The sequence below is a fragment of the Pseudohalocynthiibacter sp. F2068 genome (assembly GCF_023015645.1).
GTDB lineage: Bacteria > Pseudomonadota > Alphaproteobacteria > Rhodobacterales > Rhodobacteraceae > Pseudohalocynthiibacter > Pseudohalocynthiibacter aestuariivivens.
On the sequence record NZ_JALKAK010000005.1, the window covers coordinates 1 to 18,942 of the forward strand.

Annotated in this window: 16 protein-coding genes, 1 tRNA gene and 1 pseudogene; 13 read left to right on the forward strand and 5 right to left on the reverse strand. The window is 52.2% G+C overall.

Annotated features, from left to right (window positions below; genetic code table 11):
• Nucleotides 1-56: 56 nt before the first annotated feature.
• The 3 genes and pseudogenes from MWU63_RS07430 to MWU63_RS07440 form a co-directional block, all read left to right on the forward strand.
• Nucleotides 57-133, forward strand: a tRNA-Met gene (locus tag MWU63_RS07430).
• Nucleotides 134-450: 317 nt separating this feature from the next.
• Entirely contained in the window at nt 451-1,125 is a 675-nt protein-coding gene (locus tag MWU63_RS07435) for an SDR family NAD(P)-dependent oxidoreductase (RefSeq protein WP_213889443.1), read from the forward strand.
• A gap of 69 nt (nt 1,126-1,194) precedes the next feature.
• Nucleotides 1,195-1,398 (forward strand): annotated as a pseudogene (locus tag MWU63_RS07440) (hypothetical protein); the annotation flags it as partial.
• Between the two features lie 73 nt (nt 1,399-1,471).
• On the opposite strand, the gene MWU63_RS07445 reads toward MWU63_RS07440, so the two are convergent.
• On the reverse strand, nt 1,472-2,395 hold the full coding sequence (locus tag MWU63_RS07445; protein ID WP_247077437.1) for a DMT family transporter: 924 nt from the start codon (nt 2,393-2,395) through the stop codon (nt 1,472-1,474).
• Nucleotides 2,396-3,105: 710 nt separating this feature from the next.
• Here MWU63_RS07445 and MWU63_RS07450 point away from each other — a divergent pair.
• Nucleotides 3,106-3,699 (forward strand): hypothetical protein, encoded by a 594-nt coding sequence (locus MWU63_RS07450; RefSeq protein ID WP_213889441.1) that lies wholly within the window; start codon nt 3,106-3,108, stop codon nt 3,697-3,699.
• A 293-nt stretch (nt 3,700-3,992) separates the two neighbouring features.
• On the opposite strand, the gene MWU63_RS07455 is transcribed toward MWU63_RS07450, so the two are convergent.
• Both MWU63_RS07455 and MWU63_RS07460 read right to left on the reverse strand, forming a co-directional pair.
• Complete coding sequence (locus MWU63_RS07455; RefSeq protein WP_247077440.1) at nt 3,993-4,352, reverse strand: MerC domain-containing protein; 360 nt, start codon at nt 4,350-4,352, stop codon at nt 3,993-3,995.
• A gap of 152 nt (nt 4,353-4,504) precedes the next feature.
• The gene (locus MWU63_RS07460) at nt 4,505-5,410 is read right to left on the reverse strand and encodes a LysR substrate-binding domain-containing protein (protein WP_213889439.1); all 906 of its coding nucleotides are present in this window, start codon (nt 5,408-5,410) and stop codon (nt 4,505-4,507) included.
• Between the two features lie 111 nt (nt 5,411-5,521).
• On the opposite strand from MWU63_RS07460, the gene MWU63_RS07465 reads away from it, so the two are divergent.
• The 9 genes from MWU63_RS07465 to MWU63_RS07505 all read left to right on the forward strand — a co-directional run bounded on the left by MWU63_RS07465 (nt 5,522) and on the right by MWU63_RS07505 (nt 16,454).
• Nucleotides 5,522-7,048 carry a trimethylamine methyltransferase family protein gene (locus MWU63_RS07465; RefSeq protein WP_247077442.1) on the forward strand — a complete coding sequence of 509 codons (1,527 nt, stop codon included), beginning with the start codon at nt 5,522-5,524 and terminating at the stop codon, nt 7,046-7,048.
• 24 nt (nt 7,049-7,072) lie between these two features.
• Nucleotides 7,073-9,511: an FAD-dependent oxidoreductase gene (locus MWU63_RS07470; protein ID WP_213889437.1), complete on the forward strand. Its 2,439-nt coding sequence runs from the start codon at nt 7,073-7,075 to the stop codon at nt 9,509-9,511.
• Between the two features lie 140 nt (nt 9,512-9,651).
• The gene (locus MWU63_RS07475; RefSeq protein WP_213889436.1) at nt 9,652-10,692 is read left to right on the forward strand and encodes a D-cysteine desulfhydrase family protein; all 1,041 of its coding nucleotides are present in this window, start codon (nt 9,652-9,654) and stop codon (nt 10,690-10,692) included.
• Between the two features lie 127 nt (nt 10,693-10,819).
• On the forward strand, nt 10,820-11,617 hold the full coding sequence (locus MWU63_RS07480; RefSeq protein ID WP_213889434.1) for a S49 family peptidase: 798 nt from the start codon (nt 10,820-10,822) through the stop codon (nt 11,615-11,617).
• Between the two features lie 171 nt (nt 11,618-11,788).
• Nucleotides 11,789-12,751, forward strand: a complete 963-nt coding sequence (locus MWU63_RS07485) for a calcium/sodium antiporter (protein ID WP_213889433.1) — start codon at nt 11,789-11,791, stop codon at nt 12,749-12,751.
• A gap of 440 nt (nt 12,752-13,191) precedes the next feature.
• Nucleotides 13,192-15,072 (forward strand): excinuclease ABC subunit UvrC, encoded by a 1,881-nt coding sequence (gene uvrC, locus MWU63_RS07490; RefSeq protein ID WP_247077445.1) that lies wholly within the window; start codon nt 13,192-13,194, stop codon nt 15,070-15,072.
• An 18-nt stretch (nt 15,073-15,090) separates the two neighbouring features.
• Nucleotides 15,091-15,765 (forward strand): CDP-diacylglycerol--glycerol-3-phosphate 3-phosphatidyltransferase, encoded by a 675-nt coding sequence (pgsA, locus tag MWU63_RS07495; protein WP_213889430.1) that lies wholly within the window; start codon nt 15,091-15,093, stop codon nt 15,763-15,765.
• Nucleotides 15,758-16,006 carry a molybdopterin converting factor subunit 1 gene (gene moaD, locus MWU63_RS07500; RefSeq protein WP_213889428.1) on the forward strand — a complete coding sequence of 83 codons (249 nt, stop codon included), beginning with the start codon at nt 15,758-15,760 and terminating at the stop codon, nt 16,004-16,006. The genes pgsA and moaD overlap by 8 nt, the downstream gene beginning before the upstream one ends.
• A gap of 1 nt (nt 16,007) precedes the next feature.
• Nucleotides 16,008-16,454, forward strand: coding sequence for a molybdenum cofactor biosynthesis protein MoaE (locus tag MWU63_RS07505; RefSeq protein WP_213889426.1), 447 nt, complete (start codon nt 16,008-16,010; stop codon nt 16,452-16,454).
• 198 nt (nt 16,455-16,652) lie between these two features.
• Here the strand turns inward: MWU63_RS07505 and MWU63_RS07510 are convergent, their stop codons facing one another.
• A complete protein-coding gene (locus MWU63_RS07510) occupies nt 16,653-16,979 on the reverse strand; it encodes a hypothetical protein (RefSeq protein WP_213889424.1) in 327 nt (108 codons plus the stop codon).
• Nucleotides 16,966-18,882, reverse strand: a complete 1,917-nt coding sequence (locus tag MWU63_RS07515) for an OmpA family protein (protein WP_247077448.1) — start codon at nt 18,880-18,882, stop codon at nt 16,966-16,968. Before MWU63_RS07515 ends, MWU63_RS07510 begins: the two co-directional genes overlap by 14 nt.
• Nucleotides 18,883-18,942: the final 60 nt, after the last annotated feature.

Sequence of the window (18,942 nt, forward strand, 5' to 3'; positions counted from 1 at the left end):
AACAAAAGCGCTCAATGCCAAAAATAAAAAAAAGGCAATGGGCCGGAAAAAACTGTCGCGGGATGGAGCAGCCCGGTAGCTCGTCAGGCTCATAACCTGAAGGTCGTAGGTTCAAATCCTACTCCCGCAACCAAAATTTATTTGCACAAGGCCATCGGCAGTCATGCGGGTGGCTTTTTTGTTGTCTTGCGCGAGGCCGAGTATTCCTGCGATATCTCTCTCGATACCTATCAGGAGACCGGACGATAAGTCCTTGTTCACACGCCGGTTGGTTCGCAACCACCGAAAGCTACCAACTCCTCAAATTGTGTTAGGGTTTTTTTTGCCAACGTTGTTGGCTCGTCAGCCTTAAGCTTTTATTTCAAGCTCTGATAGATCAGGCGACCAGGGTTCAGCGGGTCGCAGGATGGCCTTTAACGTGATAAAAGTGTCCGGAACAGGAGGCGTTTCATGACCACAGCTTTGATTATTGGTGCAGGCCAAGGACTCTCCACCTCACTCGCCCGTGCGTTGCACGCGCGCGGCCACTCACTCATTCTCGCTGCACGCGATACGTCTGATCTAGGTGGGCTTGCTTCCGAGACCGGGGCGGCATTGATCAACTGCGATGCACGCAACCGCGATGATATGGTCCGCCTGTTCGACACTGTCGATACCAAAGGGCCATTGGACGTCGCCATTTACAACCCAAGTGCCCGCGTAAGAGGTGCTGTCGCTGATCTAGACACTGAAGCCGTCGAAAACGCCATTCTGGTCACCGCTTACGGGGCCTTTCTGATGGCCCATTACGCCACCAAACGGATGCAGCCGCAGGGGCACGGCGCGTTGCTTTTCACCGGGGCTTCCGCTGGGGTCAAAGGCTTCGCCAATTCTTCGGCCTTCGCCATGGGGAAATTCGCATTGCGGGGGCTATGTCAGTCTTTGGCCCGCGAACTGCATCCGCAAAACATACACATTGGCCACTTTGTAATTGATGGCGTTATCGCCAAATCCACCGACTCTGAGCCCGGCAATACCGTGCTGCACCCAGACGCCATCGCCCAATCCTACATGCATTTCCTCGACCAGCACCCATCATCCTGGGCGTGGGAGATTGAATTGAGACCGCAAACCGAACGGTTTTGACGTCCGTTTAGAGGTGGAGCCGGACATCGCGAGTTTCTAATCGTGAGCACTTAGTCGACCACGCTACAGTATCAAAAGGATTTGCGTATGATCGAGGCGCGTGACCTCATACAAAAAGGTCGACACTCTGTATCTGCCGCAGGGCTCGAAGTGAGTTATGAAAGCCCAACGCATTTTAGCCGCGACTACACACGGAATTTTGACGTTTTCCCCGTCAATGACGTTCGTGCAGCTAACGCCATATCTCAAGAAGATGCGCTGATAACTGCATGAACGGAACATTCGACGCGGATGCAAACGCTGGGAACTTGGTGAAAAGGCAGGCGTCAGACGCTAACGCGATTTCTTAATCGGCGTTCAAGGCGTGCGCGGTTTTGGTCTGACGTAACCGCCGCTCACGCCAAACAATCAACAGGCCACCTGTTGCGATCAGAAACGCACCCGGAAAAAGATCATCAATCGGGGCCTCTCCAAAAAATGCCCAACCAAAGACAAATGCAATCAGGATGCCAAAATAGTTGAACGGAGCAAGATTGCTCTGCTCGGTCATCCTGAACGAAACGACCAAGGCTAACACCGCCGATCCGCCAAGACACCCCATCGCCACGATCCAACCCAAATCACGTGACCCATCCAGCACGGAGAAACCGCCTGTGAGCAAAGTTAGCAACACCGCACCTCCACAAGACACCACCGTAGAATAGAGATTGATCAGAGGGCTTGGCACGCTTTGATCCATCATTCGTGCCATTACACCTGACAGCGCATACAGAAACGCTGCGCCTAGCGGCAACAATGCGTCATACGTGAAATTTTCGCCCGTGGGTCCCACGATCATGACCACACCTAAAAAACCAACACCCACCGCCAGCCAGCGTGCGAGGCCAACCCGTTCGCTAAGCAGCGGCACCGCGAGGGCCGTCATGAACAGCGCGTTGGAATACGTAATTGTCGAGGCCGTGGCAAATGCCAGCCGCCCTAAGGACAGATAAAATAGAAATTGTGCCATCGCCGTAATCACACCACGCAGGCATGCAAGCTCCCACTGGCGCATTCGCATCAATCGTCCTTTTTGATGCCATTGGCGAGAGGAGAAAAGGACAATCGCGCTCGGGATAAGTCCAAAAAAATTGCGATAGGCACTTAGCTCGGCGGCACTATAATCCTCTGAAAGATGCTTGACGATCAGCCCCATAAAATCAAACAGAACGATGGCTAATAAGCTCAGTAGAATGGCGGGTACAACTTTATCGGGGCGTTGGGGGACCACTCAACAACACTCCGTTTGAATGAATAAAAGCTCAAAATAGAACTGAACAAACATTCTGTCACATTGGAGAGGGACAGGTTTGCTGGCAAGGGGGATCGTTTCTTCCCTTCATTCGTTCGCCGGTAAGTTTTTGTCGGCTTTTGTAGGTAACGATCAGCAAAGTCTGGTTGGTATTCTGCTCCCCTGAGAGTTCGCGTCTGTGAGTTGGCTCCGTTCAGGTTTTGGTCCCCTTTAAGACGTGTGTTAAGAAGGTTTTGGACATCCCAAACAAATGGGCGGCAGGTTTCAATTTTCGGGCCAAATCACGGCAAAGTAGGAGAGCGTCCATGCGAATACCTCATAACAGTAAGGTCCTGATATTTTGCGCGTGCTGGTTTTGGATTGCGAACACAGGCACATCTGCCGGGGCCCAAGAAATTGGCTGCAACGGTTTGGACGCCCTTTCTTGTGTTAGCTCTGCAGAATGCATGTTGACTGCAAAATCTGAATGCATTGCGCCATGGGATCGCTGCCAAATCGGGTTTCAGCAAGCCATCTTGGGCAGCGCGGGAAATTCCATTGACTATGAGCAGCATCAAAGCACCGTAGATCAATGTCATTCTCAAGCGGGATGTTCCTATATTCCTGCAGAGCAATGTTATTGCCCACCGGACGTGAGTTGCGTCTGTGGCGGCGGTGAACCTCCGAACTGTCTACCGACTGAATCCGGTATGTTAAGTCCACCTGTTGGGGAATTTGTGATCGTTGATGCGCGGGCCGTCAGCGGCGTCGCTACTTCACCTGTCTTGCAAGATGTTGGCGAAATCATCGGAAATACGGTTTCCCTCTCGGCTGAGGCCATCTCACTTGAAGCGATAGCTTGCGATGAGTGGGAAATCCGTGAAATACCTGTGCCCCTTGATGTAATGGACCCACTCTTAGCCGATGTAATGCTTGGTCCAGTTGAATTGGGCGACACGGTCGTCGATCATCGCGTGCTCACCGGCTGGAATTATGGGTGCGAGGGTGAGTCGTTGATCGACATACTCGAAATTGACGGACGTGTTTTGGTGGCCCCATGGATGAACGGTGCAGTGAACCTAATTCTGGAACGTCCTTTGACATCAGGGGAGATTCACTTGGCTCAAACAAATTTGAAGAATCAAAAGTTTCTGGACCAAGTTTCCACTGGCCAACTTGATGAGGCGACAATTGCGGCCTTCGGATTTTGGGCAGAATACCGAAATCAAGAAACTCAGGCGTATCGGTTTGCACGAACTGCGATTACAGAAAACCTTCTCGTTGGTCTGATCGGACCAGATTAAGAATTAAGCTTTTGGTGTCCAATGTGATGTCGAGAGGACCGTTCCCAAAAACTCTGATGACAAACATACAGTTCAATCGTTTACAAAACGCCTAAGGGCGAACCTCGAAGAAGGGCGTACCTATGCCTCCTTTGATGTATTAATCCGTGTCGGCCACCGCCTTGGGCTTATTGTCGCCTATCAGGGGATATTGAAACCCTGTTCCCATAAGTAGTTGAATCCATTGCCCCGCCGCGAATGTTTGTTTGGCTAAAATTACTCCGGAGGAACTGGGACACCTGCGAAAGGTGAAACTATCTGGACTGACGAATTCGCCAATCCCATATTGCGGCAAGAAACAACAGCACAAAGCCAGTGATCTCGACGAGCCGGTCGTATCGCACGTACATGGCAAAGATAATTGCGAGAGTTCCTGCTATGCCGAGTACTATCGGCCAAAAGACTTTGTGCTGCTTCAGTCCGAGTACAAAGCCGAAGAGTGCAAGGATTGCAAACAGAACAATTGCACCGGCCCAAAGTGTCTCGTTCAAATGTATGGCGATGCCAAGAGCACCAAGAGCGGAAATAAAGACGAGGGAACCGTAGCAGGCAACCACCGAAAGTACCGTGGCGACACCGGCGAACCACCCAAACCGTAAAGGTTTCTGAGGCATTTTCAGTTTCCTCCAAACGGAAATGTTCCAGTCACACCCGTTCTCCATTTACCCATTTTTGTATCCTAGTGTTTGAGTTTACTGCCGTCCAGATTTGCAGTTTCAAGCGCCCCGCCTGACATGTTGGATGTCGTTCCGGGTTAAACAAAGTACTACCCGTCCGTCTCGGAGCCCGCATGTTCGCAAAGTTGTTTCAGCCACGTCGCAACACGTTGTTTAGAACGCTGATCGCCGCTGGTCCTGGGCTGACGCAAATAGTACTTGGCGGTCAGGGAATAGGGCGCGCCAAAAACCTCTGCAAGTTGGCCAGATCGCAAATGCTGATCAACAAAGGGGCGTCGCCCCAGGACGACACCGTCTCCACGAACGGCAGCCTCAAGGGCGATTAGGGATCCATCAACGGCCAAGCCGCGTGGTACAGCAACATCTTTCAGACCAAAATGGCGAAACCACCTGTGCCAGTCGTCTTCATAACCCAGAACATGGATCAGTTCGAAAGATTGGATATCTTTGGGGTTTTTCAACGGTTCCGCTTCAGCGAGCAAACGGGGAGACGCAACTGGCGTTATCGTAGAAGTTAGCAGCGGGCTCGTATTCGGGTCGCTAACGTCTTTGCCTGTAACGAAGATTTCCAGATCTACATTTGGATTTTTGTCTGCCGAGTTTTCGGAGTCGAGCGTTCGAATGCGAAGGTCAATTTCAGGATGCTCTCTGTGAAATGCGCCGATGTTTGGTGCAAGCCAGAGTGTCGCGATACTTGACGTACAGCGTATTGTTACGATTTGGTTTGATCTTTCCGGGAAGAGCTGATCCGTCACCGTGTCCAACCTGTCGATCGCTTCTTGGACGGTTCTGAAGTAGGCCTGCCCAACCGCGCTTAACGAAAGTTGCCTGTGATTTCGGACAAAAAGCTCGCTTCCCAAAAAGGTTTCAAGTTTGCGGATTTGCTGGCTGACCGCGGCCTGCGTGATGTTCAGCTCCTCGGCTGCAATTGAAAAGCTTAGCTTTCGGGCAGCAGCTTCAAACGTGCGCAGGGCATTCAGATTCGGGCGTTTCATTGGCGGGCTTTGAATAAGTTGTGCTTATGCAAACTGGCAGCAATTATCGTTTGTCGCAAGAACAGATGTGCCTACACTTCCCCGGAAGCTGCAATTCGCGGGAGCGCACAGGTGAAGTTTTTTTCTTATCTCACAGACGCGGAAATTCAGTACGTACATGCGTCGTCGCTGGAAATTCTGGAAGAGACCGGTCTTATCGTGCGAAACGCCAAGGCACGCAAACGCTTTGCCGATCACGGTGCCATTGTGGACAATGAAACGGAACTGGTTCGAATTCCGGCAGAGGTTGTTGAGAAATACCGAAAAATGGTGCCTCCAACCATTACCTTGCGGGGGCGGGATTCGGCATATGATATTACTTTTCCCCGTGAATTGCCTGTTGTTGCAACCGCAAGCTCGGCACCGGATATTGTTGACCCCGCAACCGGTATTACTCGTCGGTCAACTTCGGCAGACATCGCGCGGATTGCACATCTGGTAAACACTTTGCCGGGGTTTGATCTGTTTTCAATTTCGACACTGGCGGATGATGCCCCTTCAGACCAGTTCAGCCTGACACGGTTTTATGCAGCGCTGAAAAACTGCGTCAAACCCGTACGAACATCTGTTTATGATGTGAGGGAAGCCAAACAGGTTATCCGGCTGGGGGAACTTATTGCCGGTTCACCCGAGGCGTATTGGGAACGTCCATTCATCAACTTTGGCTATTGTTCCATCGTTTCGCCACTGACGATGGATTACGACAGCACTGAAACCATGATGTATTTTGCCGAAAACGGCATTACCGCCTATGGCACGATTGCGCCCATGGGGGGTCTTAGCACCCCGCTGTCGCTGGCAGGTATGCTGACGATCATGAACGCTGAATGGCTGGCCGTGGCGACATTGGCACAGATGAGCAAAGAGGGTACCGCACAAATCTATAATTTCCTTCCGGTCTTTGCGGATATGCGGGACGGGGCCTATGCGCCCGGCGCGATTGAAATTGGTATGATGAATTCGGCCGTTTGCCAGATGGCGCGGTTTTATAACGTGCCTGCTGGGGGGTATCTGGGCCTGACAAACTCAAAGGTTTCCGACGCGCAATCGGGTTTTGAGAAAGGTATGTCGCCCCTTATGGGCGCTATGTCGGGTGCCGATTTCATCGTTATGGGTGGGCTGCAGGATGCGCTTATGTCGTTTGATTTTGGACAATTGATGATCGATAATGAGATTTCGATGATGATCAAACGGGTGCGCGAGGGCTTTGGCTTTTCCAAAGAAAGCGCCAGTTTGCAGGAAATCAAAGACACTGGTCCAGCGGGGATGTTTGCGGACAACCCGTCTACGCTGGAGCGTATGCACACGGCGACGTTCATGCCGGAACTTGCCGACAGAAACCTGCGCGAGAAATGGGAACTGGAGGGGTCTTCCACAATTCAGCAACGGGCGCTCAACAAAGCACTAGAGATTCTGTCCACTCCAAATTCTGCTGCCTTGGGTGCTGACGCAGATGCCCGAATCAGGGCTGAATTCGAAGGCATTGTTGCCGGAGAGTCCCAACTACAGGAAGGTTGGGAGCGGATTGATATCGGCTCAAAGTTACCGACGCGTGCACGGCGGATTAACCGTCGTGGAAAAGCCACCCAGCGCCACTAGCTAACACATACGAGCGAACACCCCATGACCAAAACCTTCCCAACAACTGCGAACATCGTGATCATAGGCGGAGGCGCGATTGGTACCAGTATCGCCTACCATCTTGCCCGGGCTGGCGTGAAAGATGTCATTTTGCTGGAAAAATCAAAGCTGACTGAAGGGGCCACATGGCACGCCGCCGGTTTGGTAGGGCAATTCCGATCACAACAAAACCTGATGAGCCTGATGAACGACAGTGTAAAACTGTTTGATACCCTGCTTGAAGACACGGGTCAGGACCCGAGCTGGTGTAAGGTCGGCAGCATGCGGATCGCCAGTAGCCCTGATCGCTGGAAAGAACTGCAGAAATCATATTCGTCAGCGCAGGCCGTGGGGTTTGAGATGAACGTGATGACGCCCGCAGAGGCGAAAGAGATTTATCCGCTGATGAAGGTGGATGACCTGATAGGCGCCGCTTTCATTCCGGATGACGGGCATATCGACCCCAACAGTCTGACGCAGGCCTATGCCAAGGGTATCCGTAAATATGGTGGCCGAATACTCGAAGAGGTGATGGTCAAGGATCTGGTGCGCGACGGTCGCCGGATCACCCAAGTTGTGACAGACCACGGAAATATTGAGGCTGGAACGGTTGTAAATGCAGGTGGTCTGTGGGCCCGGCAAGTCGGTTGGATGGCCGGTGTTGAAATACCCGCGGGTGTCGTGGAGCATCAGTATCTGGTGACCGAGAAAACAGATGCGATCCCCAATAATCTTCCTGCGTTTCGTGACCCGGACGGCGGATATTACGCGAAGCCTGAACCCGGGGCGCTGGCAATCGGAGGATGGGAGAAAACAACGCGAAAAGTGAACCCGAAAGAGGGGTTTCCGTGGTCTCATGAACGGCATCTGTTTGACGCCGACATGGACCGAATTGAAGAGTTTCTAGAGCCTGCGATGCACCGCTTGCCGATCCTTGGGGACCTTGGTGTTCGTACAGTCATAAATGGCCCAATCCCAATTTCCCCAGATGGTGAACCGGTTATGGGGCCGGTGCCGGGGCTTGAGAATTTCTTTGTTGCCTGTGCCTTTACCTCTGGAATTGCCGCTTCGGGCGGCGCTGGCATGGCAGCGGCAAACTGGATCATGCATGACGATCCCGGACTTGACCTTTGGGCCTTTGACATCCGTCGTTTTGGGCCATTGCACGCAGGGCAAAAGTTTCTGTACGACCGCGCTGTTGAAAGCTATTCGCAGTACTACGCTATCCATTGGCCGGGGGAAGAACTGGAAAGCGCGCGCGGTGTGCGCCGTAGCCCGCTTTACCAAACACTTAAAAATCAGGGCGCGGTCTTCGGCTCCAAATTTGGCTGGGAACGTGCCAACTGGTTCACCCAAGGGGGCATTCCGCAACAAGATGTCTTTGGTTGGGATAGACCGGGGCAGGACCTGACAGTTGGTCGCGAACACAAGGCCGCGCGCGAAGGCGTTGTGATGATCGACATGTCGTCCTTCACCAAATTCGAAATCAGCGGGCGGGACGCCTGTCAGTTCCTCCAATTTCTCGCGGTAGCAAATGTCGACAAAGAACCGGGCGGTGCGACCTATACCCAGCTTTGCAATGACGCGGGCGGGATAGAGGCGGATGTGACGATCATTCGCCGGTCCGAAACGTCTTTCTGGCTGATCACCGGATCAGGCCTTGGAGTGCGTGATCGCGATTGGATAGAGCGGGCGGCGCAGAGATACAGAAAGGGCCATGCGCTTGACCTGCGTGTCTCAGACATCACGTCGGCTTATGGCGTGATCAACCTTGCAGGTCCACTGGCGCGTAAGGTTCTGGAAAAGGTTACGGATACAGATGTCAGTAATGAAAGCTTTCCTTTCACGTCAGCACGCGACATTCGCATCGGGTATGCCTCTGCTGTTGCTTACCGTGTGACATACATAGGAGAGCTGGGTTGGGAGCTCTACATTCCAACCGAATACATGCAGTACGTCTATGAAGTGCTGCAAAATGCCGGGCAGGTGTTTGGTATTTCAAACACCGGATACCGGGCGGTTGATAGCCTGCGGTTGGAAAAACGTTACCTCGCCTGGGGCGTCGATATTTCACCTGACTACAACCCGTATGAGGCGGGACTGCAATTTTTGATAGATTGGAACAAAGGTGATTTTCTGGGTTCTGACGCGTTGGCGCGGATCAAAGAAAATGGCGTAGCGCGAAAGCTCGTTTGCCTTGCGTTGGAAAAACCATTGTCGGTTTTTGGCGGAGAGGCGATTTTTCACGAAGGCAAAGCGATCTCCCAAACAACAAGCGGCAACTTTGGGTATTCGGTCGGTAAAAGTCTGGTTCTGGGATACGTGCCGTCAGACCTGTTTGGGAAAACGGAATTTGAAGTCGAAGCCTTTGGTGAAAGGTCACGGGCATTGTTGGTGAATGGGTCGGCCTACGACCCGGAACGAAAAAAAATTCTTTGCTGACAGTTGGGCTGTCTTCTCTAAGCGACCTGCACGGTGTTCGCTAAATGCGAACTGCCTGACATAGAATTCGCTCTTGCGCAGGGTCGTGGAAATGCGACTAATCCTTATAAGGGGCAGTGTTGCTAAAAGAGGTGTCCGCGATGTCCACAAACTTTCAACAACTCACGCAAGTGCTGCCAGAGCTTGAAAACCATCCGCGCGCGCCGCTTTTTAGCAGGTCTTCTGATCTTGAACCCTTACACAACCTTGGCCAACATCTTGGGATAAAACTAGACGCCAAACGTGATGATAGCCTTCCGCTCGCGATGGGCGGCAACAAGGTTCGTCAGCTTGAATATTATCTTGGACAAGCCGTCGAACAAAAGGCGGATACAGTTCTGATCACAGGGGCTGTTCAGTCGAATTTCGTGCGCCTCTGTGCGGCTGCAGCCCGAAAGTTGGGCATGCGTCCAATCTTGCAACTTGAAGACCGGGTGCCGAAGGATGACGTCGCCTACAACACCTCGGGAAACGTGCTGTTACTCAAGCTAATGGGCGGCGAGATTGAGTATTTCCCGGAAGGTGAAAACGAAAGCGCGGCTGACGCCAATCTGGATCGTATGGCCGCTGGGATCGCTGCGGAAGGCGGCAACCCTTTTGTCATTCATCTTGGTATCAACCACCCACCGATTGGGGCGTTGGGGTATGCTGCTGCAGCGGTTGAAACCTGGCTTCAGCACCGTGCGCTCGGGGAAATGCCGGATCACGTTGTTGTTCCATCTGGCAGCGGGCTGACACATGCCGGTTTTCTGGTTGGCGCGCGTGCAATAGGTTGGGACGTTTCCGTTCTGGGTATTTGTGTGCGGCGTGATGCAACCCAACAGAGCGCCCGGATTTTACGCCGTGCAAATGAGGTCGCTGAATTGCTTGGCGGGAAAGTCACCATCACTGAGGCCGACGTTCAGGTTGACGATACATCTTTAGCGCCGGGTTACGGCCAGATGAACGCCCAGGTTCTCAAGGCTATAACGAGCGCCGCAGAGAAAGAAGCGTTGCTGCTTGATCCGGTCTATTCCGGACGCACGATGGCTGGATTGCTGGACCATCTTGAAAGCGGTGTGATCAAACCCGGCGAGCACGTGACATTCATTCATACAGGCGGCACACCAGCGATTTTCGCGTATCAAAGCGACCTTCAGTAAACTGTTCGTTAACCCGCGGCATTCTTTCACGTGGTTTACATTTATTTCTGTCGGCAGCGGCGCAACACTGGGTGTTGATTTCACACCTGACCTTGTTGTGGGGCGGGTCGCGCTCTACATCGGGGGAATGACTCGATGGATACCTTTTCTCAACCGTGCACCCAAAGTCGCCGTTGTTCGCCTTTCAGGCGTTATTGCAACTGCTGGCCGAGGTAGTTTGAACGACGATGGAATTGCGCCGATACTGGAGCGCGCGTTTAAACGCGGCAAACCTGCGGCTGTCGCTTTGCTGTTGAACTCTCCCGGAGGCTCGCCTGTTCAATCCTCGCTGATCGGCGTCAGGATCAGGCGGCTCGCGAAGGAACACAGCGTACCTGTCTATGCTTTTGTTGAAGATGTGGCAGCCTCTGGTGGCTATTGGCTGGCTGCTGCAGCAGACGAGATATGGGTCGATCACAGCTCTATTGTTGGTTCGATCGGTGTCATCTCATCAAGCTTCGGGCTCGAAGAATTCATTGGGCAACATGGTATCAAACGCCGCGTCCATACAGCAGGCAAATCAAAGTCTATGCTGGATCCGTTTCAGCCAGAAAAGGCTGCGGATGTGAAACGGCTGAAGGTGTTGCTGGAACATATCCACGACAACTTCAAGGAACATATAACATCTCGCCGTGGTGAAAAACTTGATCAGGAAAAAGACCTGTTCACCGGTGAAATCTGGGTGGGTCAGCAGGCGCTGGACGTTGGGCTGGTTGATGGCATCGGCCATCTTGTCCCTAAGATGAAAGAACTCTACGGCGAGAAGGTGCGCTTCTTGCGTTATGGGCAGAAAAAATCGATCCTGCAACGGTTCGGCGCGCGCATCGTAAATGATGCTCTGACCGGAATAGAGGAGCGGGCAGAGTACGCGCGATTTGGCCTTTAGATGATTATCAAGATCGTCAGTCTTTTTCTGATCGCTATGGTCGTTCTGGCTATGTTTGGAAAACTTCGGTTCCCGGGGAAAACGGCATTCGACAACCGGAAATGTCCGTCTTGCGGGCGTTTTCGCATCGGCAAAGGTCCGTGCGACTGCGGAAAAAGGGGTCGCTGACGAATGGATTGGGTCTATGTAGGTCTGGGACTGGTCATTCTGCTGTTGGCAGGTGATGTACTGGTCAAAGGCGCGGTGAATCTATCACTACGTCTTGGTGTCCCGGCTTTAATTGTCAGCCTGACAATCGTGGCCTTCGGCACCTCAGCCCCGGAATTGCTGATTGCGATAAATGCTGTCCATGAAAATGCCCCCGGTATTGCGCTTGGCAATGTGATCGGTTCGAACACGGCGAATATTTTGCTTGTTCTGGGTATACCCGCGATGCTTGCAGTGCTGCACTCAAGCGAGTGCAATACCCGAAAAACATATATCTACATGATCCTGTCCAGCGTGCTTTTCATCGTTGTGGCGATGATGGGGCCAATCACCTGGATGCATGGTATTGTATTACTGAGCGCGTTGTTTTTCGTGTTAGGTGACGCCTTTTGCGAAGCAAGGGCGCACCGCAACGGCAATTCAGCGTGTGATCCCTGTGCAATTGGCGATGTAGAAGACATCGAAGGTGTTGACCCCGATATGCCGTGGTGGCGTATCGGGATTTTTATGGTGCTTGGTCTGATAGGCTTGCCGCTTGGTGCTGACCTTCTTGTGGAAGGGGCAGTCAGCATCGCGCGGCATTTTGAAATTGACGAGACCGTCATTGGGTTAACTTTGGTTGCGGTCGGAACGTCATTGCCAGAGCTTGCGACAACGGTCATGGCGGCCTTGCGCCGTCAGGCGGACGTCGCTCTTGGCAATGTCATCGGCTCGAATATGTTCAATCTGCTCGCAATTATCGGCATCACGAGTTTCGTAGGCGTCATCCCGGTGGATGAACAATTCCTCCGTTTTGATCTTTGGGTTATGCTCGGTGCCTCGCTGTTGCTGGCTCCTTTTGTTTTTCTGGGCTGGAATATTACCAAACAGTGGGGGATTGTGCTGACAAGTCTTTACGCGGTTTATATTTTGATCGTGTTGCTCTGACGAAGTTGCCAATAACGCAGCGGCAAGTAGGAATCTTCTTTGTTCCCAAACTCTAATTAGGTAATCGAAATTTCTTGATTGGGCTCAGAATCTAGGCTGCAGGACACTTCGAAACCTCAGGATAGAGAGCATTTTTTAATGATCAAAAGATTAGACACCAAGAAACTTGTGCACTTCGAAATTTAACGTCACAAAACTGTTACCTTTTCTCTAATGTTTTCAGTGATTTGGCTAGCAGAATAAAAAATAACACTTAATATCAATAGCTTATTTTACTGCCTAAAAATTAGGCAATTGATGGAACCTGATTAAAAACAAAGAGAATTTTGCGGGAGCCGGAAGTTACCACCAGAGTTATCCACAGAAATCGTGGACATGTTTTCACTTGCTACCCGGAGCATAAGATTGCAGGCATCTAGGGAATCAGATTGTTAGCGCCAATGAGTGACGAAACCAACATCAAGGAACAAAGTGGACCGCTCTCGGGTCATGCCTGCATATTGTCTTATCTGAAAACTCTGGACAATTCTCCAGGTGTCTACCGGATGCTCGATAGTCAGGGCAGGGTGCTCTATGTCGGCAAGGCAAGGAACCTGAAAAAGCGGGTTTCCAACTATGCAAATCCAACGGGTCACAGCGCGCGGATCGCCCGAATGATTTCGCAGACAACCAGTATGATGTTTCTGACAACCAAGACAGAAACAGAGGCCTTGTTGCTGGAACAAAACCTCATCAAGCAACTTAAACCGTACTTCAATGTGCTGCTGCGGGACGACAAAAGTTTTCCCAATATTCTTGTCGCAAAGGATCATCGGTTTCCTCAGATCAAGAAACACCGGGGTCGCAAGGCAGAAAAGGGTGACTATTACGGCCCATTTGCAAGCGCCGGGGCGGTGAACCGGACTTTGAACCAGTTGCAGCGTGTTTTCCTGCTACGAAACTGTTCTGATACAACGTTTGAAAACCGAACGCGCCCCTGCTTGCTCTACCAGATTAAGCGCTGTTCCGGCCCTTGCGTTGGTTATGTATCTGAAAAGGACTACGCCATACTAGTAAGTGATGCTGAACGGTTTCTGGCAGGCAAATCGACCCGCGTTCAGGAAGATCTTGCACGAGAGATGGAGGCAGCAAGCGAAGCACTGGAATTTGAGCGCGCCGCCGCGCTGCGTGATCGCATTCGTGCGTTGACTCAGGTGCAATCGACTCAAGGTATCAATCCACGCGGCGTTGCCGAGGCGGATATCATCGCGCTTCATCTCGACGGTGGTCAGGCTTGCGTGCAAGTGTTTTTCATACGTGCTAATCAGAACTGGGGAAACCGCGACTATTACCCACGTACTGGGGCAGGGGCCGAGGCAAGCGAGGTTCTCGAGGCTTTTGTTGGCCAGTTCTACGGTGACAAAACACCTCCTCGAGTGGTTCTCCTTTCGCATCCGGTAGAAAACGCCGATTTGGTTCAGGACGCGCTAAGCCAAAAAGCAGGACGCAAAGTTGAGGTTGCGGTGCCGCTACGTGGCGAAAAGGCGGAACTGATGTCAGGGGCTGCCCGCAATGCCCGTGAAAGCCTGGCGCGGCGTATGTCTGAAACAGCAACTCAGGCAAAACTTTTGCGAGGCTTGGCTGACGCATTTGATCTGGGTATGCCGCCTGCGCGCGTTGAAGTCTATGACAACAGTCACATTCAGGGAACAAACGCAGTGGGTGCAATGATTGTCGCTGGACCCGAAGGTTTTGTGAAAAGCCAGTATCGTAAATTCAATATCAAGGGCAAAGATCTGACCCCGGGTGACGATTTTGGCATGATGAAAGAGGTGCTGACCCGACGCTTCCAGCGCCTTATCAAAGAAGATCCCGAACGCCAGAGCGGTAATTGGCCAGAGCTGTTGCTGATTGACGGCGGCGCTGGGCAAGTAAGTGTTGTTGCAGGAATTATGGCGGAACTCGGGGTTTCGGATATTCCCATAGTGGGTGTTGCTAAAGGCGTCGACCGGGATCACGGCAAGGAAGAATTCCATCGCACTGGTGTACGCCCCTTCGCTCTGCAAATGAATGATCCCGTTCTTTATTTCGTTCAGCGCCTGCGCGACGAGGCGCACCGTTTTGCAATTGGGACCCATCGTGCCAAACGTTCCAAGGCCATTGGCGCAACGCCGCTTGACGATTTGCCGGGCGTAGGTGCCGCGCGCAAACGTGCGCTTCTGACCCATTTTGGCAGTGCCAAAGCCGTCAGTCGCGCTGGCCTTCCTGATCTGAAGGCAGTAGACGGAATCTCGGACGCTTTGGCAGAAACCATTTATGACTTCTTCCATGACAAAGCCTGAACAGTTAAGGATGTTGTTATGATATGGAATCTTCCCAATATTCTGACTGTCTTGCGGCTGCTTGCAGCGCCAGGTGTCGCAATAATGTTCCTTTACTTTTCACGTCCGCTTGCGGATTGGTTCGCGTTGCTTTTGTTTGTCACCGCCGCTCTGACTGATTTCATTGATGGCTATCTCGCGCGGGCCTGGAAACAGGAAAGCAAGTTCGGAGCGATGCTGGATCCAATCGCCGACAAAGCGATGGTCGTGATTGCGCTTTTGGTTATCACAGCGATTTCGGGATTGAACCCCTGGGTGTTGCTACCCGCGACGCTGATTATTTTTCGCGAGGTTTTTGTTTCTGGCCTGCGGGAATTCCTTGGCAGTAAAGCGGGGCTTCTTCAGGTCACAAAACTTGCGAAATGGAAAACGACCGCACAGATGATTGCGATAGCTGTCTTGTTCGCAAATGGCGTTTTTGAGCATTATTTCTATATGCAATCCTACGGTATGAATCAGGAAATCGTTCAAAACGTGCTGAACGGCACAGAGGCTGATCACCTTGGTTTGATTTGGAAATACAAAGGATTGATTGCAAGTTCCACAGGTGGGATTGTGATGCTCTGGCTCGCAGCTCTGTTAACGCTTGCAACGGGCTGGGACTACTTCGTCAAAGCAATGCCACATCTGCGAGAGGGGTCACGCAATGATTGATGTACTTTATTTCGCCTGGGTGCGCGAACGTATTGGTGTGCCAAAAGAATCTGTTGATACACAAGCGACTTCGGTGACCGAACTGGTCGCCGAATTGTCCGCGCGCGAAGAGCGCTATGCCATGGCTTTTTCGGATATCTCTGCATTACGCGTTGCTGTGGATCAGGAGCTTTCAGAATTTGACGCGCCACTACAAGGGGTACGCGAAGTGGCGTTTTTTCCACCCATGACAGGCGGTTGATATGGTCGTCAGGGTGCAGGAAACGGCTTTTGATCTTGGGGCCGAAGTCAAAGGTTTTGCGGAAGGCTGCAAAAATGCTGGTGCGGTAGTGACATTTACTGGTCTTGTGCGCGATCTCGCCTCAGGAAATCTCGACCGCATGCTGATTGAGCACTACCCGGGAATGACTGAAAAGGCTTTGTCCAAAATCGAAGCTGAAGCTGTAAAGCGCTGGTCCCTCAATGAAAGCCTGATTATCCATCGGCACGGTATGTTGCGCCCGGGTGAAATCATTATGATGGTAGCGACCGCCTCGAAGCATCGTAAAGATGCTTTTGAAGCTGCGGAGTTTCTGATGGACTACCTGAAATCCCGGGCACCTTTCTGGAAACAGGAATTCACGAACGATGGTACAGAGTGGGTTGAAAGCAAATCAGAAGACGAAGCAGCACTGGGGCGTTGGTCCTGACTATTCCAAATCACCAGTTTCCATAAATATCCCCGCCGGAGGCCCAAAAGTTTTCTTGCCTCTGGCGGGGATATTTTTAGAAATTGGTAACTTATTCCCGGCAGGTTACGTGTGCGGCACAGGCTGGGAAGCCGATGGCCGTGAAAATGGTCGGCACCCTGTCCGCCTGGCGTCGGGCAGGGTGTTGCATTTCAGGTGTCAGTCCCCCTGAACCCTGTCAATATAGGAGCGTAGTTCTTCTGCCTCTTGTCGCGCAGCCCTCAAGCCATCCATTGCAGCGCTGAGTTCGGCCTCGGTCTGGCTGAGTTGATTGGTCATTTCCGCTTCGCGTTGCTGCAAATAAGTAATCGCCTGATCCCGGGTTTCTTCTGCTTCGTGCAAAGACTTTGCCATATTGTCGAGCTCGCTGAGGTCGCCTTGCGAAACTCGTGTGAAACGATGGATCAGCCAATGGGCGAACCAGCCCATCAGAAATGCGACAAAGAGGATGATCGCCGTCGTAATAATAAATTCAGTTCTGTTCATCATCAGTTCCTGTTGCCGTAGCCTCTGTTTCATTCGCAACTGCTGTCGGTGTCGCGCTCTCAGCTTCTTCGGTTGGCTCTTCTTCAGGCAAGATTAGTGTAAACTCAATCCGACGGTTGGCTTCGCGGCCTTCTTCGGTGTCGTTGTCTGCAATTGGGGTGCTCTCGCCATATCCCTTTGCCTCAAGGTTTGAGGTCAGCACTCTGCGGGCCATCAGAGCGGAAAGAACTGCTTCTGCCCGGCCCTGGCTGAGGTTCTGGTTCATTATTTCACGGCCCTGGCTGTCGGTATGGCCCGCAATTTCCATCTTCACATCCTGACAGTCACGCATGATGTCCGCTATTTTATCAAGTGTTCTGCCCGCCCCTGCGGCGATTGTTGCAGCACCCGGTGCAAAGGTGATTTTTGTTTCAGCCAGCACTGCATTGATGCCGTCTACGCATTCTTCGGTTGTGGGAAGGGCGGCGATTGGGTCAAGCGTTTCTTCGTATGTCACTTCAACACCAAAATTTTCTGCTTCACCAAGTTTTTCGGAGAGAATCCTGGAAATATTTGCCCGCGCTTCCGGATGACCGGTGGTGCCGCGGACCTCGACGAAATCCGGCTGAACAACAATACTTCCGTGGTTAAGTTCAGCAAGTGCTTCAAGCGCTGCCAGCACACGAACCGGCCATCCGTCCGGAAGTTCCGCGTCAAGTCGTGTTGCTGCATAAACCTGATCCATCCCAAACCTTGCACGTGCGTAGCTTTCTACAGCGCTGCGCACCCTTTCGTCTGTCAGTCGACCGCGTAATTGTATCAGCCCTTCGGGACTACGTGTCGCGACAAATTCTGGTGGTCCTTGCCCTTCACCGGTTCCGTCAATTTCTACCGGGTCTGGCAAGACTGCATGCAGTGAAAACACATCGGGAAGGTCTGTTTCCAGTTCACCAGCCACGCGGTCAAATAAAGCTTGTGGGGTTGTGTCCAGAGCAACAAGCGTGACGTCTGCATCTGAGAAGGTGATTGATCCGCCACCGATTTCGGCAAGGGCCTTTACCCCTATCGCAACTGCCGAACCCCATTTTGGAGATGGGTTTCCAAGCCCGATGACGCATTCTGCGTCGCCCTGCAATCCAGATGCTCTCGCAGCTGTAAGAATTTGGTCGATCGTAGTCTGGCTATCGGCAGAACAGGCGTCAAATGAACCTACGCCATCATTGATCAGGTAGCGCAACGTAAAGGGTGTGATGACAGGACGTGGTGCGGAAATGTCCAGCATTACCTCAAGACCGTCTGGGACGCGCTGAAGAAGATTGGCTTCCAGCTGTTCTCGCTCAGCCGCAGAATTGCTGATCGCGGTAATAGCGACCAGGTCAGCGTCGACAGAGATTTTTGAACGAGGTAGCGAACCCAAAGCGTCCAGCCCAAAAGAAAGCGCACTTTCCCAACCTTCGGGGACAGGATGATCAGCGCTTTCCAGCATATCGGTGACGTGGGTTCCGTCAGCGATTTCTTCGATTTTGGTCACGACCTGATCACGGTTGGTACCGGTAGGTATTAGGCCGATAAGCGAAATGCCATCTCCATTTCGCAAAATCTCGACCGAAAAACGTGGCGCTGCGATCTCTGCTGCGGCCTGCACTTCCATGCGGTCGATTGCTCTGTGTGCATCGACAATCGAACCAGCCACGGAAAGGGCGCGAAAACGGTCGGCCTCTGTTGGGGCGGTTCCTGAAAGGCGTACCTGCAAACCATCAGACGAAACATGGACCCAGTCGAATTCGCCCTCTTCCAGTGCCTTGGAAATGGAATGGGTCGAAAAGCGCTCTATCGCTTCTGCCGCGAAAGAGGCGACAAGGACGGCCGCCGCGGCGGCTGTTACATAGACAGAGAAGACGATAATGGATGAAGATAGGCGCATATATCACTCAGCGTCAGGTTACTACAGCAATGTGTCTACGCCTTGAACGGATTAGGTTCA

Coding starts and splice junctions, on each gene's coding strand:
- pgsA (WP_213889430.1), top strand. CDS start 15,091: ATGATATGGAATCTTCCCAATATTCTGACTGTCTTGCGGCTGCTTGCA.
- MWU63_RS07510 (WP_213889424.1), bottom strand. CDS start 16,979: ATGAACAGAACTGAATTTATTATTACGACGGCGATCATCCTCTTTGTC.
- MWU63_RS07470 (WP_213889437.1), top strand. CDS start 7,073: ATGACCAAAACCTTCCCAACAACTGCGAACATCGTGATCATAGGCGGA.
- moaD (WP_213889428.1), top strand. CDS start 15,758: ATGATTGATGTACTTTATTTCGCCTGGGTGCGCGAACGTATTGGTGTG.
- MWU63_RS07485 (WP_213889433.1), top strand. CDS start 11,789: ATGGATTGGGTCTATGTAGGTCTGGGACTGGTCATTCTGCTGTTGGCA.
- MWU63_RS07435 (WP_213889443.1), top strand. CDS start 451: ATGACCACAGCTTTGATTATTGGTGCAGGCCAAGGACTCTCCACCTCA.
- MWU63_RS07505 (WP_213889426.1), top strand. CDS start 16,008: ATGGTCGTCAGGGTGCAGGAAACGGCTTTTGATCTTGGGGCCGAAGTC.
- MWU63_RS07450 (WP_213889441.1), top strand. CDS start 3,106: ATGTTAAGTCCACCTGTTGGGGAATTTGTGATCGTTGATGCGCGGGCC.
- uvrC (WP_247077445.1), top strand. CDS start 13,192: ATGAGTGACGAAACCAACATCAAGGAACAAAGTGGACCGCTCTCGGGT.
- MWU63_RS07460 (WP_213889439.1), bottom strand. CDS start 5,410: ATGAAACGCCCGAATCTGAATGCCCTGCGCACGTTTGAAGCTGCTGCC.
- MWU63_RS07480 (WP_213889434.1), top strand. CDS start 10,820: ATGACTCGATGGATACCTTTTCTCAACCGTGCACCCAAAGTCGCCGTT.
- MWU63_RS07455 (WP_247077440.1), bottom strand. CDS start 4,352: ATGCCTCAGAAACCTTTACGGTTTGGGTGGTTCGCCGGTGTCGCCACG.
- MWU63_RS07475 (WP_213889436.1), top strand. CDS start 9,652: ATGTCCACAAACTTTCAACAACTCACGCAAGTGCTGCCAGAGCTTGAA.
- MWU63_RS07515 (WP_247077448.1), bottom strand. CDS start 18,882: ATGCGCCTATCTTCATCCATTATCGTCTTCTCTGTCTATGTAACAGCC.